This window comes from Tardiphaga sp. GW822-FHT04G09 (genome assembly GCF_058800725.1).
In genome coordinates, this window is the sequence record NZ_JBXAMO010000015.1 from 120,214 (window position 1) to 137,362 (window position 17,149).

Annotated in this window: 15 protein-coding genes; 8 read left to right on the top strand and 7 right to left on the bottom strand. The window is 62.9% G+C overall.

What is annotated here, in order from left to right:
* Window positions 1-6: 6 nt before the first annotated feature.
* The 5 genes from AC1RLZ_RS22440 to AC1RLZ_RS22460 all read right to left on the bottom strand — a co-directional run bounded on the left by AC1RLZ_RS22440 (window position 7) and on the right by AC1RLZ_RS22460 (window position 4,379).
* Window positions 7-1,035, bottom strand: a complete 1,029-nt coding sequence (locus AC1RLZ_RS22440; RefSeq protein ID WP_493190388.1) for a branched-chain amino acid ABC transporter permease — start codon at window positions 1,033-1,035, stop codon at window positions 7-9.
* Window positions 1,036-1,037: 2 nt separating this feature from the next.
* Complete coding sequence (locus AC1RLZ_RS22445) at window positions 1,038-1,916, bottom strand: branched-chain amino acid ABC transporter permease (RefSeq protein ID WP_371422657.1); 879 nt, start codon at window positions 1,914-1,916, stop codon at window positions 1,038-1,040.
* A gap of 10 nt (window positions 1,917-1,926) precedes the next feature.
* Window positions 1,927-2,640: an ABC transporter ATP-binding protein gene (locus AC1RLZ_RS22450; RefSeq protein WP_149534034.1), complete on the bottom strand. Its 714-nt coding sequence runs from the start codon at window positions 2,638-2,640 to the stop codon at window positions 1,927-1,929.
* A complete protein-coding gene (locus AC1RLZ_RS22455; protein WP_371422658.1) occupies window positions 2,637-3,449 on the bottom strand; it encodes an ABC transporter ATP-binding protein in 813 nt (270 codons plus the stop codon). The genes AC1RLZ_RS22450 and AC1RLZ_RS22455 overlap by 4 nt, the downstream gene beginning before the upstream one ends.
* 63 nt (window positions 3,450-3,512) lie before the next feature.
* A complete protein-coding gene (locus AC1RLZ_RS22460) occupies window positions 3,513-4,379 on the bottom strand; it encodes an IclR family transcriptional regulator (protein ID WP_371422659.1) in 867 nt (288 codons plus the stop codon).
* 149 nt (window positions 4,380-4,528) lie between these two features.
* Between AC1RLZ_RS22460 and AC1RLZ_RS22465 the strand changes: the two genes are divergently transcribed.
* The 8 genes from AC1RLZ_RS22465 (at window position 4,529) to glpK (ending at window position 16,391) form a co-directional block, all read left to right on the top strand.
* Window positions 4,529-6,613, top strand: a complete 2,085-nt coding sequence (locus AC1RLZ_RS22465) for a 3-hydroxyacyl-CoA dehydrogenase NAD-binding domain-containing protein (protein ID WP_493190389.1) — start codon at window positions 4,529-4,531, stop codon at window positions 6,611-6,613.
* A gap of 219 nt (window positions 6,614-6,832) precedes the next feature.
* Window positions 6,833-8,521 carry a dicarboxylate--CoA ligase PimA gene (pimA, locus tag AC1RLZ_RS22470; protein WP_493190390.1) on the top strand — a complete coding sequence of 563 codons (1,689 nt, stop codon included), beginning with the start codon at window positions 6,833-6,835 and terminating at the stop codon, window positions 8,519-8,521.
* On the top strand, window positions 8,518-9,705 hold the full coding sequence (locus AC1RLZ_RS22475; protein ID WP_371422547.1) for an acetyl-CoA C-acyltransferase: 1,188 nt from the start codon (window positions 8,518-8,520) through the stop codon (window positions 9,703-9,705). Before pimA ends, AC1RLZ_RS22475 begins: the two co-directional genes overlap by 4 nt.
* 139 nt (window positions 9,706-9,844) lie before the next feature.
* Window positions 9,845-11,035 carry a pimeloyl-CoA dehydrogenase large subunit gene (gene pimC, locus AC1RLZ_RS22480; protein ID WP_371422548.1) on the top strand — a complete coding sequence of 397 codons (1,191 nt, stop codon included), beginning with the start codon at window positions 9,845-9,847 and terminating at the stop codon, window positions 11,033-11,035.
* 157 nt (window positions 11,036-11,192) lie between these two features.
* A complete protein-coding gene (gene pimD / locus AC1RLZ_RS22485; RefSeq protein ID WP_493190391.1) occupies window positions 11,193-12,335 on the top strand; it encodes a pimeloyl-CoA dehydrogenase small subunit in 1,143 nt (380 codons plus the stop codon).
* 216 nt (window positions 12,336-12,551) lie between these two features.
* Complete coding sequence (locus tag AC1RLZ_RS22490) at window positions 12,552-13,322, top strand: SDR family NAD(P)-dependent oxidoreductase (protein ID WP_493190392.1); 771 nt, start codon at window positions 12,552-12,554, stop codon at window positions 13,320-13,322.
* Window positions 13,323-13,586: 264 nt separating this feature from the next.
* Window positions 13,587-14,789, top strand: a complete 1,203-nt coding sequence (locus AC1RLZ_RS22495) for an FAD-dependent oxidoreductase (protein WP_493190393.1) — start codon at window positions 13,587-13,589, stop codon at window positions 14,787-14,789.
* Between the two features lie 102 nt (window positions 14,790-14,891).
* Window positions 14,892-16,391 (top strand): glycerol kinase GlpK, encoded by a 1,500-nt coding sequence (gene glpK, locus AC1RLZ_RS22500; RefSeq protein WP_371422552.1) that lies wholly within the window; start codon window positions 14,892-14,894, stop codon window positions 16,389-16,391.
* A 208-nt stretch (window positions 16,392-16,599) separates the two neighbouring features.
* On the opposite strand, the gene AC1RLZ_RS22505 is transcribed toward glpK, so the two are convergent.
* Entirely contained in the window at window positions 16,600-16,851 is a 252-nt protein-coding gene (locus tag AC1RLZ_RS22505) for a hypothetical protein (RefSeq protein ID WP_493190394.1), read from the bottom strand.
* A gap of 64 nt (window positions 16,852-16,915) precedes the next feature.
* Window positions 16,916-17,149 (bottom strand): hypothetical protein (locus tag AC1RLZ_RS22510; protein WP_493190395.1); only part of this gene is annotated, 234 nt, incomplete at its 5' end.

Below are 17,149 nucleotides of genomic sequence, written 5' to 3' on the forward strand. Positions count from 1 at the left end.
AGGTCCTCAGTTTTTACGTAGTTTGCCGATCAGGCTTTGTGCCAAATAGGCGAGTTGCCTGGCCCCGTTCGGGAGCAGGAAGATGATGATGATCAGGATGACGCCAAACACGGCGCCCGACAGACCCTTCGAGACGTGTTCCGCAATGTTCGGAACGAAGACGATGAAGGCCGCACCGGCGAGCGAGCCGGGAAGCCAGCCGACGCCGCCGACGACCATGCCCAGGAACAACGCGATGGCGAGCTGGATGGTGTAGCCATCCGGCGCCACGAACTGCACGGCGATGGCGCCGAGACCGCCGGCAACGCCGGTGATGCCGGCGCTGACGCCGAAGGCCAGCGTCTTGTAGAGCGAGACGTCCACACCCATCGCCGAGGCGGCGATTTCGTTGTCGCGGATCGCCATCATGGCCCGGCCCGACCGCGATTTCAGCAGGTTGACCGAGAAGATGTAGATCACGATCGCAACCACGAGCGTGAAGAAGTACAGCCACATGTCCTGCGACACTTTCAGACCCAGCGAGGCCAGGATCTCCGGTGCATCAGGCTTGGTGACGACAAGGCCCTGTACGCCGCCGGTCCAGTGTTCGAACACGCCGAGCTTCAGGAGCTGCGGCATCGCCACGGCGAGGGCGAAGGTCGCCAGCGCGAGGTAGACGCCGGAGAGCCGAAGCGCCGGCAGGCCGAACAGGAAGCCGGCGATGAAGCAGACCAGACCGGCCACCGGGAGCGTCAATGCGTAGTTGACGCCGGCATGTTCCATGAGGATTGCCGACGTATAGGCGCCGAGGGCGTAGAACGCGCTCTGGCCGAGCGAGAACTGGCCGCTGGCGCCGGTCAGGATGTTCAGTGCGAGAACCGCGATGGCGTAGATCAGCCACATCGTCATCTGAAAGATGATGAAGTTCTTCACGAACAGCGGCGTGACGATGAGCAGCGCCAGGATGATCAGCGACGCGAGCGGGCCGAGCGCCATATCCTTTTTCGGAACGGCGGCGACCACGGGAGCGGTGGAGACGTCTTGAACGGTGCTCATGATCAAACTCGCTTCACGATGGTACGGCCGAACAGGCCATTGGGCTTGACGACCAGCACGGTGATGATCAGCGCCAGCGCGATGGGCAGCTTCAGCTCGTTACCGACACCCGGGATATAGGTGCCGACGAGGTTCTCGAAGACGCCGACAAGGAACCCGCCAATGACGGCGCCGAGCGGGCTCGTCAGACCGCCGACGACGGCCGCGGCAAATCCGTAGATCAGGACGCCGCCCATCATGTTGGGCTCAAGAAACACCACCGGGGCGATCAGCATGCCGGCGATTGAACCGATCGCGGCTGCCATGCCCCAGCCGAGTGCGATCATCCATGACGTGTTGATACCGACCAGCCGTGCCGATTCAGGCAAAGTGGCGGCCGCACGCATGGCGAGACCGACGCGGGTGTAGCGGAAGAAGATGAACAGCAGGACCAGCAGGATCAGCGTCACGCCGATCATGCCGGCCTGATGCGTGGAGATCAGCTGGCTGCCGAGGAACGGCGACGAGCCGAATGGCGACGGGAACTGCTTGATGGTGAAGTCCCAGGTCAGGCCGGCGACGCTGTTGATGATGGCGAACAGGGCGATGAAACCGGCGACGTGGGTCAGCACCGGTGCGTTGGCGAGGGGCTTGAACAAAGCCCGCTCGATGACGATGCCGCCGACAAAGGAGAACACCAGCGTGAGCGCGAACGCGCCCCAATAGGGCATGCCCCACTGCATCATCTGCCAGGCGACGAAGGTCGAGAACATCGCCATTTCGCCTTGGGCGAAGTTCAGGTGGTCGATCGCCTGGTAGATCATCACGACCGCGAGCGCCATACAGGCGTAGATCGCGCCGGTGGCGATGCCAGCCAGGACTTGATTGGTAAAGAGTTCCATGGCCGTCCCCTCAATATCCCAGATACGATTTACGGACGTCTTCATTGTTCGCGATCTCGTCGGCAGTGCCGGACATCACGATGCGTCCTGTTTCGATGACATAGGCCTTGTCGGCGAGTTCGAGCGCGAGCTGTGCGTTCTGTTCGACGACCAGGATCGAGACCTTGTCCTCGCGGTTGATCTTGCCGAGGATCTTGAACAGATCCCGCACGATCAGGGGCGCCAGGCCGAAGGACGGCTCGTCCAGCAGCATCAGGCGGGGACGCAGCATCAGTGCGCGGGCAACCGCGAGCATCTGCTGTTCGCCGCCGGAGAGTGTGCCGGCCTGCTGGGTGTGGCGCTGCTTGAGCACCGGGAAGTGGGCATACATGCGCTCGATATCGTCACCGATCGCCTTGGTGTCCTTGCGGCTGATCGCGCCGAGCTGCAGGTTCTCTTCCACCGTCATGGTGGTGAAGGTGCCGCGGCCCTGCGGAACATGGGCGATGCCCAGCCGCACGATGCTTTCGGTCGAGCGGTTGCCGAGCTTCTTGCCCTCGAACTCGATCGAGCCGGTGGAGCGGATCATGTTGCAGATCGAGCGCAGCGTGGTGGTCTTGCCGGCACCATTGGCGCCGAGCAGGGTGGTCAGGCTGCCTTCCTGCAGTTCGAATTCGAGGCCGTGCAACGCCTGGACCTGGCCGTAATACGCACGCAGGTCTTTTACGTGAAGCATCGCGGTCATGAGTCTTTGTCTCCCAGATAAGCCTTGATCACAGCAGGGTCTTTCTGGACGGCAGCGGGGGTGCCTTCAGCGAGCTTCTTGCCGAAATTCAGTGCGACGACATGATCGGCGATCGACATCACGAGACCCATGTGATGCTCGACCAGCAGAACCGTGACACCGCGATCGTCGCGGATGCGGCGGATCAGGTCACCGAGGATATAGACTTCCTCGTGATTGAGACCGCCTGCGGGCTCGTCGAGCAGCAGGATCTTCGGCTCGGCGGCAAGCGCGCGCGCCAGCTCGACGCGCTTCTGCGTGCCGAACGGCAATCCGCTGACGATCGTATCGGCAACGCCATGGAGGTCGAGATAATCAAGGATGTCGTTGACGTCCTTGTTGATCGCAGCTTCTCCTGATCGAACCCATGGCAGCTTCAGCGAGTCGCTGATGATGTCGCTGTTGGTGCGCGCATGCTTGCCGATGCGGACGTTGTCCCGCACAGTGAGCTTGGGGAACAATGCGACGTTCTGGAAGGTGCGACCGATGCCGATCTCGGAGATCTTGTGCGCGGGGCGCTTCAGGATCGTCTCGCCTTCCATCAGAATATCGCCCTTGCTCGGCTGGTAGAGCCGGCTGAGGCAATTGAACAGCGTGGTCTTGCCGGCGCCGTTCGGTCCGATGAGGCCGAGGATGTGACCCTTCTGCATGTCGAACGAGACGCCGTTCAACGCGATGATGCCGCCGAACACGACGCTGACGTCGCGAACCGAAAGCAGCGGCGCCGTCGATGTGACAGGCGCGCGCTCTGCGAGTTGTGCTTGCGTCATGTGCGGCGCCCCTCGATCGTCGGCTGCGGCGAAGTGTTCCGCAGGTCACGACGATGAAGGCGGTCAGAGCCCTTCAACAATGCGTGCAACTTTCCCTCCTGATCTGATTTTCTTGCTGTCGAGTTTTTTGGATTGTGGCGCAGCTGCTCCCCCGAGCGCCGCTTCGATGTTCCTTACCATCGCCAATAAGCGAGGTCCAATATCGTTGAGCAGCCGCTCTTCCGTGAAGCGAAACGCCGGCGCGCCGCAGTTAAAGGCATAGGGGCCGGTGCCGTCATTCAGTGTCATCGCAACACCGGCCGCGTGCACGTCGTCCTGCCACTCGCCAGCCGAGATGACAAAGCCGTGGCGTGCGACCATTTCGCCCGCGCGTTCAAGTCCGTCGCGCATCTTCGACCAGCGATGTCCGTAGTGCTCGCGAAATTCGCGCAATAATTGGGCACGCTCTTCCGGGGGCAATGCCCAGAAATAGGCGCGGCCCATCGCTGTGGTTGCAATGGGAATGCGCGAGCCGACGTCGAGTTGAACGCCGACGGTGAGACTGGAACGGCTCTGTCCGAAATAGATCATGCTCAGGCGATCGCGCGCGCCGACTGCGCAGGCACCGCCGGTCTGGCGCATCAATTCGTCGCGAAACGATTCCGAGAGATGCTTAACGCCCAGGTTCGCAAGTGCAGCATACCCCAGGGCCATAGCTGCTGGCGCGAGTTGATACTTCTCGAAGCGTGGCACGGGTGTAAGGTAGCCCAACTTCGTAAGCGTATAAGTCAATCGCGAGATGGTTGGCTTCGGCAGTTTGGTGCGGGCAGCAATCTCCTGATTGCCGAGAAGTCCGTCATTGGGGCGAAATGCACGCAACACATCCAGGCCGCGGGCCAGTGCGACGACGAAATTGCGATCTGTCGCCACATTCTTCGCTGGACGTTTCATGCTTCCCTGGATGTTTCATACGATTGCTGTGCCGCCCTCGTTGACAAGGGACGCTCTTCAAAATAACCCTCCGTGTCAAGATGTGGAATTAAATTTCGCAGTGCGAAACTAAGAAAATCAGACCGGTAAACGTAGCCAAGGAGAATGCCGTGAGCGATGTTGTAAAGCTTGAGCGTCATGATGAAGTCGCCATCGTCACGATCAACTCTCCGCCTGTGAATGCATTGAGTGCGGCGGTTCGCCGCGGCATTTTTGAAAATGTCAAAGCTGCTGCAGCCGATCCTGCTGTGAAGGCGATCGTCATCGCGTGCGCAGGCCGTACCTTTGTTGCCGGTGCCGACATCACCGAATTCGGCAAGCCGCCGCAGTCGCCCGGATTGAGCGAAGTCATTGCGGAAATCGAGAATTGTTCCAAGCCGGTAATTGCTGCCATTCACGGCACTGCGCTCGGCGGCGGCCTCGAGCTCACGCTCGGCTGTCACTTCCGCGTGGCCACAAAGGAAGCCAAGCTCGGCCTGCCTGAGGTCAAGCTCGGCCTGTTGCCGGGTGCCGGCGGCACGCAGCGCCTGCCGCGCGCGGTGGGTCCGGAGCTCGGCGTCAAGATGGTCGTCACCGGCGATCCGATCAGCGCTTCCGAGGCCTTGAAGAATGGCCTGATCGAGGAGATCGTCGAAGGCCCGGCGTCTGGCGCCGAAGCGTTTGCGCGCAAGGTCATCGCCGAGAAGCGTCCGCTGCGCCTGCTGCGCAACGACGATTCCAAGCTCGCTGCCGCCCGCGCCGACCGCACGATCTTCACGAACGCTGCCGCCGCCGCCAACAAGAAGAACCGCGGCATGAACGCGCCGCTGGCCTGCGCGGAGGCGGTGAGCTGGACGCTCGATGTGCCGTTCGACGAAGCGCTGAAGAAGGAGCGCGAGATGTTCCTCAAGCTGGTCGCCGACGACCAGTCGAAGGCGCAGCGTTATGCGTTCTTCTCCGAGCGCGAAGCCGCCAAGGTCCAGAACGTGCCGGAAGGCGTCAAGCCGCGTCCGGTCGAGCGCGTCGCCATCATCGGCGCCGGCACCATGGGCGGCGGTATTGCGATGTCCTTCGCCAATGCCGGTATTCCCGTCACGCTGATCGAGACCGGCGAGGATCAGCTCAAGCGCGGCCTCGGCATCATGCAGAAGAATTACGAGGCGACCGCAGCCCGCGGCGGCATTCCTGCCGATGCGCCGGCCAAGCGCATGGCGCTGATCAACGGCGTCGTTGGTCTTGAGAACGTCAAGGACGTCGACCTGGTGATCGAAGCCGTGTTCGAGACCATGGCGATCAAGAAGGAAGTGTTCACCGCACTGGACAAATACGCCAAGCCGGGCGCCATCCTCGCCAGCAACACGTCCTATCTGAACATCGACGAGATCGCAGCCGTCACCAAGCGTCCGCAGGACGTGCTCGGCATGCACTTCTTCTCGCCGGCCAATGTCATGAAGCTGTGCGAAATCGTTCGCGCCGACAAGACCGCTCCTGATGCGCTGGTGACGGCTGTCGCCGTCGCGCGCAAGATCGCCAAGGTCCCGGCCGTGGTGGGTGTCTCCGACGGCTTCGTCGGTAACCGCATGCTGGCGGCCCGCTCCAAGCAGTCCGAGAAGCTGTTGTTCGAAGGTGCGCTGCCGCAGCAGGTCGATGCCGTCGTCACCAAGTTCGGCATGCCCATGGGGCCGTTCGCCATGGGCGATCTCGCCGGCCTCGATATCGGCTGGCGCTCCCGCAAGGATCGCGGCATCACCTCGCCGATCGCCGACGCGCTCTGCGAAGCCGGCCGCTTCGGCCAGAAGACCGGCAAGGGCTACTACAAGTATGAAGCCGGCTCCCGTGCGCCGGTGCCGGATCCGGATGTCGAGAAGCTTATCGACGACACCTGCCGCAGCCTGGGCCTGACCCGTCGGGCCGTCAGCGACCAGGAAATCCTGGAGCGCATGATGTATCCGATGATCAACGAGGGTGCGCGCATCCTCGAGGAGAAGGTGGCATCGCGTCCGAGCGATATCGACGTGATCTGGCTCTATGGCTATGGCTGGCCGATCTATCGCGGCGGCCCGATGTTCTATGCCGATCAGGTCGGTCTCAAGCAGATCGTCGAGCGCCTGCAGCTCTACGCCAAGCAGACCAACGATCCCTCGCTGGAGCCGGCTGCGCTGCTGAAGAAGCTGGCAGATGAAGGCAAGACCTTCGCGTCGTTGGCGAAGGGCTGAGATGGCCGGGAGCGCTCACTGCTCTTTTCCCTCCCCCTTGTGGGGAGGGGGGCCGACCGAAGGTCGGTCGGGGGGTAGCCCCGCACTCAGAGCTTGTGGCACCCCCACCCCGGCCTCGGCTTCCGTCGATGCTGCGCATCGACGTCGCTCGGCCGACCCTCCCCACAAGGGGGAGGGATATGACGCGCAGCGGCTACTATCATTGCAGGTCCATCGTCCATGACCCATCCCGGCGAGCAGCACTACCCACCGGGCGTCACATGGGACGCGCCGATCGCGCGTGGGTCCTTGCCGGGCCTGCTTGCCGACTCCGTCGCAAAATATGGCGACCGCACCGCCATCGAATTCCGCGACCAGCCGATCTCGTTCAACGATCTGCAGGCGCGTGTCGATATCGTTGCCGCTGCCTTGATGCGCGCCGGCTACGGCCGCGGCGATTCCATCGGCATCTTCCTCGGCAACACGCCGGATCATCCCGTCCATTTCTTCGGCGGCCTCAAGGCCGGCGCGCGGCTGGTGCATCTGTCGCCGCTCGACGGCGAGATCGCGCTGTCGCACAAGTTGCGCGATTCCGGCGCCCGCGTGCTGGTCACCAGCAATCTGGCGACGCTGCTGCCTATGGCGCTCAAGTTTCTCGACAAGGGCCTGCTCGACAGGGTGATTGTCTGCGAGGACGACGACTGGGGTGCGGTGAACAATCCGCAACTGCCGCTGCCGGAAAATCCCGCCATCGTCACATTCCGCAATTTCACCGCGGGCGCGACGCCGCCGGCGCAGTGGCCGGAGATTTCGGCGGATGACGTTGCGCTGCTGCAATATACCGGCGGCACCACCGGCCTGCCGAAGGGCGCGATGCTGAGCCACGGCAATCTGACCTCCGCCGTGTCGATCTATAATCTGTGGGGTTCACCGGCACGTGCCGCGCGCAACCAGGTTGAACGCGTCATCTGCGTGCTGCCGCTGTTTCATATCTATGCGCTGACCGTGATCCTGCTCGGCCGCATCAGCCTCGGCGACACCATCTCGCTGCATCAGCGTTTCGATGTCACCCGCGTGCTCGACGACATCGAGACGAAGAAGGCCACGATCTTTCCCGGCGTGCCCACCATGTGGATCGCCATTGCCGCTGATCCGTCCCTTGAAAGCCGCGATCTGTCGTCGCTGATCTCAGCGGGCTCTGGCGGCGCGCCGTTGCCGGATGAAGTCGCGCGCCTGTTCGAACGCAAGACCGGCCTCAAGCTGAAGAGCGGCTGGGGTATGACCGAGACGTGCTCGCCGGGCACCAGCCATCCGCCGGGTGGCCTCGACAAGCCGGGCTCCATCGGTCTGATGATGCCGGGTATCGAGCTCGACGTCGTGTCGCTCGACGATCCCACCAGGGTGCTTGGCACCGGCGAGACCGGCGAGATCCGCATCAAGGGACCGAACGTCACCAGAGGCTACTGGAACCGGGCGCAGGAAAGCGCCGAATCCTTCGTCGGCGATCGCTTCCTCACCGGCGATATCGGCTACATGGACGAAGACGGCTTCTTCTATCTGGTCGATCGCAAGAAGGACATGATCATCTCCGGCGGCTTCAACGTCTATCCGCAGATGATCGAGCAGGCGATCTACGAACACCCGTCGGTGCAGGAAGTGATCGTGATCGGTGTTTCCGATCAATATCGCGGCGAAGCGGCCAAGGCCTTTATCAGGCTGCGCAGCGGCGCGGCGCCGTTCACCATCGATGAACTGCGCGCGTTTCTCACCGGCAAGCTCGGCAAGCATGAACTGCCGGCCGCCGTGGAATTCGTCGACGATTTGCCGCGCACCGCGGTCGGAAAACTGTCGCGCCACGCCTTGCGCGGCCTGCAACCCACGCCCATCATCAATCAACAACAAACCGCCTCCGGAGGATCTCGCCTATGACCGAAGCCGTTATCGTTTCCACCGCCCGCACGCCGATCGGCAAGGCCTATCGCGGCGCCCTCAACGCCACCGAAGGCGCGACACTTCTCGGCCATGCCATCGAGCACGCTGTGAAGCGCGCCGGCATCGATCCGAAGGAAGTCGAGGATGTGGTGATGGGCGCAGCCCTGCAGCAGGGCTCGACCGGCGGCAACATCGCCCGCAAGGCGCTGCTCCGCGCCGGCCTGCCGGTCACTGTCGGCGGCACCACCATCGATCGCCAGTGCGCTTCGGGTCTGCAGGCCATCGCGCTCGCTGCACGCTCGGTGATCTTCGACGGTGTCGAGATCGCAGTTGGCGGCGGCGGCGAGTCGATTTCGCTGGTGCAGAACGAGCACGCCAACAAGTTCCACACCGTCGATCCCGAACTGATGAAGATCAAGGCCGACGTCTATATGCCGATGCTCGACACCGCCGAGACGGTGGCCAAGCGCTACAACATCTCGCGCGAGCGTCAGGATGAGTATTCGCTGGAGAGCCAGCGCCGCACGGCGGCCGCGCAGCAGGGCGGCAAGTTCAACGACGAACTGGCGCCGATCTCCACCCGGATGGGCGTCGTCGACAAGGCCACCGGCGAAGTCTCGTTCAAGGACATCACGCTGTCCAAGGATGAAGGTCCGCGTCCGGAAACCACCGCGGAAGGTCTCGCCGGGTTGAAGGCCGTGCGCGGCGATGGCTTCACCATCACTGCCGGCAACGCCTCGCAGCTCTCGGACGGCGCCAGCGCCACCGTGATCATGAGCGACAAGCTCGCTGCACAGAAGGGCCTCAAGCCGCTCGGCATCTTCCGCGGCTTCGTCTCCGCCGGCTGCGAGCCGGACGAGATGGGCATCGGTCCGGTGTTCGCCGTGCCGCGCCTGCTCAAGCGTCATGGCCTCAAGATCGAGGACATCGATCTCTGGGAGCTCAATGAAGCTTTCGCCGTGCAGGTTCTGTATTGCCGCGACAAGCTCGGCATTGATCCGGAGAAGCTCAACGTCAATGGCGGCGCGATCTCGGTCGGCCATCCCTATGGCATGTCGGGCGCACGTCTCGCCGGTCACGCACTGATCGAAGGCCGTCGCCGCAAGGCGAAGTATGCCGTCGTCACCATGTGCGTCGGTGGCGGCATGGGCTCCGCCGGCCTGCTCGAAATCGTTCAGTAACTGTCGTTCCGGGGCGGGCGCCGCGCGAGCCGCGCACGAACCCGGAACCTCGACATGTTCATCACTCCGGGATTCCGGGTTCGCTCGCAGGCGCCCCGGAATGACGAGCTAGGAAATTCGGTAAAACAAGGAGGATCCGATGGATCTGAGCTTCAGCAAAGAAGAACTGGCATTCCGTGACGAAGTGCGAACCTTCTTCCACGAAAGCCTCGACCCTGCGACGCGCAAGAAGCTGCAGGAAGGTCACCACACGTCCAAGGAAGATCTGGTCAACTGGCAGCGCACGCTGAACAAGAAGGGCTGGGCAGTTCCGCATTGGCCGAAGGAATATGGCGGCACCGGCTGGTCGGCCGTGCAGCAATACATCTTCCTCGAAGAACTGCAGAAGACTCCTGCGCCGCCGCCGCTGCCGTTCGGCGTCAACATGGTCGGCCCGGTGATCTACACCTTCGCCAATGAAGCGCAGAAGAAGCACTTCCTGCCGCGCATTGCGAATATCGACGACTGGTGGTGCCAGGGCTTCTCGGAGCCGGGTTCGGGTTCGGATCTCGCTTCGCTGAAGACCACCGCCAAGAAGAAGGGCGATACCTACATCGTCAACGGCCAGAAGACCTGGACCACGCTGGCGCAATATGCCGACTGGATCTTCTGCCTCTGCCGTACCGACCCCGATGCGAAGAAGCAGTCGGGCATCTCTTTCATCCTCATCGACATGAAGTCGAAGGGCATCACCGTCCGTCCGATCCAGACCATCGATGGCGGGCACGAAGTCAACGAAGTGTTCTTCGATGACGTCGTGGTGCCGGCCGAGAATCTCGTCGGCGAGGAGAACAAGGGCTGGGACTACGCCAAGTTCCTGCTCGGCAACGAGCGCGTCAACATCGCGCGCGTCGGCATGTCCAAGGAGCGTATCCGTCGCATCAAGGAACTCGCCGGCAAGGTGCGTTCGGGCGACAAGCCGCTGATCGAGGATCCGCAGTTCCGCCAGAAGCTGGCAGCGACCGAGATCGAGCTGAAGGCGCTCGAACTGACGCAGATGCGTGTTGTTGCTGCCGAAGGCAAGCACGGCAAGGGCAAGCCGGATCCGGCCTCCTCGATCCTCAAGATCAAGGGTTCGGAAATCCAGCAGACGCTCACCGAGCTCTTGCTCGAAGTCACCGGTCCGTTCGCGATGCCCTTCGTGCCCGAGAGCGATGACGGCCGCAACGATCCCGGCGATTGGGCCTCGACCATCGCGCCCGGCTATTTCAACTACCGCAAGGTGTCGATCTACGGCGGCTCCAACGAGATCCAGCGCAACATCATCGCGAAAGCGGTGCTGGGGCTGTGATCTAAGAGCGGACTGTAGGATGGGTAGAGCGAAGCGAAACCCATCATCTTCTTCCGAGCGCAGCATGGGTTTCGCTGCGCTCTACCCATCCTACGGCTGCAACGTCTGCAACGAATTCAATTCACACGCGCGTCACGCGCGACCTGAGGAAGAGAACATGGATTTTGATTTGTCGGAGGAGCAACGCCTCCTCAAGGACAGCGTCGACGGCCTGTTGAAGGCGTCCTACGATTTCGAGACCCGCAAGAAATATCGCGCCGAAAAGGGCGGCTGGAGCAAGGACGTCTGGGGCAAGTTTGCCGAACAGGGCCTGCTCGGCCTGCCGTTCTCGGAAGAAGACGGCGGCTTCGGCGCCGGTCCGATCGAGACCATGATCGTGATGGAAGCGCTCGGCCGCAATCTCGTGGTCGAGCCCTATCTCGACACGGTGATGATCGGCGGCGGCTTCCTGCGTCGCGGTTCGGCCGAACAGCGCGCCGCGCATCTGCCGGGCATTGTCGATGGTTCGAAGACGCTGGCCTTCGCGCAGCTTGAGCGGGACTCGCGCTACGATCTCAGCGACGTCTCCACATCAGCCAAGAAGAGCGGCTCGGGCTACACGCTGTCCGGCGAGAAGTTCGTCGTCGGTCACGGCGACACGGCTGACACGCTGATCGTCACCGCACGCACGGCCGGCGGCCATCGCGATGCCAAGGGCGTCGGTGCATTCCTGGTGCCGGCGAATGCCAAGGGTGTCGACATCCGCGGCTATGAGACCCAGGACGGCAGCCGCGCCGCCGACATCAAGCTCAACAATGTCGAGGTCGGCGCCGATGCGGTGATCGGCGATGCCGAGAACGGCCTCTCGCTGATCGAGCAGGTCGTCGACGATGCCCGCATCGCGCTCTGCGCCGAAGCGGTCGGTGCGATGGAAGAAGCACTGAAGGTCTCGATCGAGTACATCAAGGAGCGCAAGCAGTTCGGCGTTGCCATCGGCTCGTTCCAGGCGCTGCAGCATCGCGGCGCCGACATGTTCACCGCGCTGGAGACGGCGCGCAGCATGTCCTATCTGGCCTCGATGGCGGCAACCTATGACGATCTCGACGAACGCGCCAAGACGGTCGCCGCTGCCAAGGTGCAGATCGGCCGCTCCGCCCGCTTCGTTGGCCAGTCCGGTGTGCAGCTCCATGGCGGCGTCGGCGTCACCATGGAGTACAAGATCGGCCATTACTTCAAGCGGCTGACCATGATCGAGCAGCAGTTCGGCGATGCGGACTATCATCTGCGCCGCGTGGCGCAGGCGGGCGGGATCACGGAGTAGGGCTTGCCTGCTAACCTCTCCCCGCTTGCGGGGAGAGGTCGTCACTGACATGCGAAGCATGTGAGTGACGGGTGAGGGGGCTCTCCATACGCTCCGAGCTCGCTGAGAGTCCCCCTCACCCGTCGCGGACTTCGTCCACGCCACCCTCTCCCCGCATGCGGGGAGAAGCGTTGCGCGCCGCCGTTCCTTCCACAAAACTCCCAAGGAGACCTGCCCGTGAAAAATCCATTCGATCTCACCGGCAAGGTCGCCGTCATCACCGGCTCCAGCCGCGGTATCGGCAAGGCATCCGCTGAACTGCTCGCCAGCCTCGGTGCCAAGGTCGTCGTGTCCAGCCGCAAGGCGGATGCCTGTCAGGCCGTTGTCGATGGCATCAAGGCCAATGGCGGCGACGCCCATGTCATTCCCTGCAACATCTCCCGCCGTGACGAGATCGACGCGCTCGTTGACGGCACCGTGAAGCATTACGGTCCGATCGACATCCTGGTCTGCAACGCTGCCGTGAATCCCTATTATGGCCCGCTGCTCGATATTGCGGATGAGGCCTTCGACAAGATCATGGGCTCCAACGTCAAGAGCAATATCTGGCTCTGCGCCAAGGCGATCCCGGCCATGGCCGAGCGCGGCAAGGGCTCCGTTGTGATCATCTCCTCCATCGGCGGCTTGCGCGGCTCCACGGTGATCGGCGCCTACGGCATCTCCAAGGCTGCCGACTTCGCCCTGTGCCGCAGTCTTGCCGGCGAATGGGGTCCGAAGGGCGTGCGCGTCAATTGCATCGCGCCGGGTCTGGTGAAGACCGATTTCGCCAAGGCGCTGTGGGAAGACGAGGCCAATCTCAAGCGCCGCACCGCCACCACGCCGCTGCGCCGGATCGGCGAGCCCCATGAGATCGCCGGCGCCGTTGCCTATCTCGGCTCGGACTCGTCCACCTTCATGACCGGCCAGACCATCGTCATCGACGGCGGAGTCACCACGGCGTCGGTGTGACGTCCTTACCCTCCCCTGAAGGGGGAGGGGCGATGAACGCGTAGCGTTCGTCGGGGTGGGGTGAAGCCACAGACGCTGTCGCCCCCAGCTTCACCCCACCCCGCCTCTCACCGCGCTGCGCGCGATGATCGCCGACCCCCCCTGCAGGGGAGGGTAAGAAATCCCTGAAACCGACCTTCCGCGGTAACAACTCACCGGCTGCCTTAATCCTTTCCCGTTTTTTAACATTTCAGGCGCACGGATATCCGCAGCTGGAGAGTGCCCGTGCGGCAGACGGATATCGCGATCATTGGTGGCGGCCTCGCCGGATCGACGGCTGCGGCGATGCTCGGTCGCGCCGGTGTGTCTGCGATCCTGATCGAGCCGCACCAGGTTCATCCGCCTGAACTCCGCTGCGAGAAGATCAGCGGCGGCGTCCAGCTCGACCGGCTGCGCAAGACAGGTCTCGCCAATGCGGTGCTGTCAGCCGCCACCCATGACGACGAGATCTGGATCGCGCGCTTCGGCCGCGTGATCGACAAGCGCCCCAGCCAGCAGCACGGTTTTCTCTACGACACGCTGGTCAACACCGTGCGTGGCGAGATCCCGTCCACCGTCGAGACCATTCACGCCAAGGCGACCTCGATCGCCACATCGGCTGATCGCCAGACCATCGGCCTGTCCAATGGCGAAGAGATTTCCGCGCGCCTCGTTGTCCTCGCCAATGGCGCCAGCGTCAGCCTGCGCGATCAGCTCGATATCGGCCGCCCGGTCATCTCGGCCAATCATTCGATCTCGGTCGGCTTCGATATCGCGCCGGTCGGCCGCGACCGCTTTGCATTTCCCGCGCTGACCTATTTTGCCGAAACGACGGTTCACCGCACGGCCTATCTCACGCTGTTTCCTATTGGTGAGACCATGCGGGGCAACCTGTTCGTCTATCGCGAGACCGACGATCCCTGGATTCGCCAGATGCGCCGGACGCCCGAGGCGGCACTCGACGCCTGCCTGCCGAAACTGCGTGGGCTGATCGGTGACTACAGGATCTCCGGCGATATCAGGATCCGCCCCATCGATCTCTATGAGAGCGACAACGTGGTCCAGCCCGGCGTCGTCTTGGTCGGCGATGCCTTTGCCTCGCCATGCCCGGGCAGCGGCTGTGGCACCGACAAGGTGTTTACCGATGTCGCACAGCTCTGCAGCGTGCATATCCCGAACTGGCTCGCCACCCCCGGCATGGGTGCAGCCAAGATCGCGCAATATTACGCCGATCCGCTGAAGCTGGAATGCGATGCCTGGGCCACCGGCAAGGCGTTCAAGCTGCGCTCGGTGACAATAGAGAATTCGTTGTACTGGCGCGCGCAGCGCTGGGCGCGGTTCCTCGGCCGGCTCGGCGAGGGCGTCGTGCGCCGCACCCGCGAGACGTTGCCACGCGAGCTGGCGATGATCCCGGCTGCTCTGGTCATGATGATCGATTCCGCGACCTGATCGTCGTCGTTGCCGGACGCGGCCGCTTGACGTGCCCGCGCTAATCCGGTTGCCTGCGCCTCCAAATACAACGCGACCGCAATCTTCCGGGAAGAAGCGCACATGTCTTTCGTGATGGCCATTGATCAGGGCACCACATCCTCCCGCGCGATGATCTTTCGCGCCGATATCTCGATCGCGGCCTCCGCGCAGCAGGAATTCCCGCAGCATTTTCCAGCCTCCGGCTGGGTCGAGCACGAGCCGGAGGATATCTGGACCTCGACGCTGCAAGTCTGCCGCGCGGCCATGACAAAGGCCGGCGTGACGGCGAAGGACATCGCCGCCATCGGCATCACCAATCAGCGCGAGACCACCGTGGTGTGGGACCGCGTCACGGGCCAGGCCGTGCATCGCGCCATCGTCTGGCAGGACCGTCGCACCGCGGAGATCTGCGCGCGACTCAAGGCCGATGGCCACGAGCCGATGATCTCCAGCAAGTCCGGCCTGATCATCGATCCGTATTTCTCCGGGACCAAGGTGGCGTGGATCCTCGATCATGTGCCCGGTGCGCGCGACCGTGCCGAGCGCGGCGAACTCCTGTTCGGCACCGTGGATTGCTATCTGCTGTGGCGGCTGACGGAGGGGGCGGTGCATGCCACCGACGCCACCAATGCCTCGCGCACGCTACTGTTCAACATCCACACCGGTGAATGGGATGATGAGCTTCTGAAGCTGCTGCGCGTGCCCAAGGCGATGCTGCCCAGGGTGCAGGATTCCTCGTCGGATTTCGGCAGCACCGATCTGTTCGGCGGCACGATCGTGATCGGTGGCATCGCCGGGGATCAGCAGGCAGCAACCATCGGACAGGCATGTTTTGCGCCAGGCATGATCAAGTCGACTTATGGCACCGGCTGTTTTGCGCTGCTCAACACCGGTACGACGCCGGTGGTCTCGAAGCACAAGCTGCTGACCACCGTGGCCTATCAACTGAACGGCGTGCGGACCTATGCGCTCGAAGGTTCGATCTTCGTTGCCGGTTCGGCGGTGCAATGGCTGCGCGACGGGCTCGGCATCATCAAGAGCGCCGCCGAAAGCGGGCCGCTCGCGGACCAGAACGATTCATTGCAATCGGTCTATCTGGTTCCGGCCTTTGTCGGGCTCGGTGCGCCCTACTGGAATCCCGATGTACGCGGCGCACTGTTCGGATTGACGCGCAACACCGGCCCGGCCGAACTCGCCCATGCCGCGCTGGAAAGCGTCTGCTACCAGACGAGGGATCTCTATGCGGCGATGCGTGCCGACTGGCCCGATGTCTCGGCGGCGACAGTTGTGCTGCGCGTCGACGGCGGCATGACCGCGTCGGACTGGACCATGCAGCGTCTCGCCGATCTCTTGAACGCCCCTGTCGATCGCCCCATGATTCAGGAGACCACCGCGCTGGGCGCTGCCTATCTCGCCGGTCTCAAGGCTGGCGTATTTCCCGAACCCGCAAAGTTCGCTGACAACTGGCGCCTCGAGCATCGCTTCAAACCGGTGATGAGCGAGGCCACGCGCGCGCGCAAGCTCAAGGGCTGGGCGCAGGCGGTGAAGGGCGTATTGGCGAGCGATCCGGGCAAGGATTGAAAACCTGCTCGCGAAACGGAAAGAGCCGCCCGTGCGGGCGGCTCGTGATGATGTTCATGTCAGGTTGATCGCGCCTGTTGTTGTTCGTCAGAGCGTGACCCCGAAAAGTGGATACCGGTCTTCGCCGACAAAGGAGTTCGTTTGTCGAGGGATCATGCTTCAATAAAAGAAGAAGCTGGAATCTGATTCATCGAGGATGAAACAGGTTCTAGTGCCAGCCGCGATGCCGGCCGCGCGACCAGCCATAGTGATGACCGCGTCCGCGGCCCCAGCCGTAGTGATGTCCACGCCCGCCGCGATGCATGCCGTGATGTCCGCCGCCATGGCCGCCACGAACCTGGATGATATCGCTGGTGGTGCTCGCAGGTGCAAGCCCACCGACCGGCATGGCGGTTGCTGGAAGCATCAGGCCCAGACCCAGGAATGCCGCGGCGGCTGTCGCGATCATGGTACGTTTCATTTCAACCCTCCAAACGCAGATATTGCGCATGTAACAAGCTGCGGTGATCCGGATTGTTCCGCTGTCACGCGGTTGAAACGAAAACTTTGCCGGGATCGGAATTCGTTGCGGCTATGGCGGCATGACGACATCGGACCGGACCATGCAGCGTCGCGCCGATCTGCTGAATGCCACTATCGCCCCAAACATTTTTTCCTATATCTATTGACAACATCCCCATATTGATTATTTTCCGCTTCGTCCTGCCCCACCGAGAGGGGCGATCGCGATCGTCACGATTGCGGGGCGGGAGGCGGTG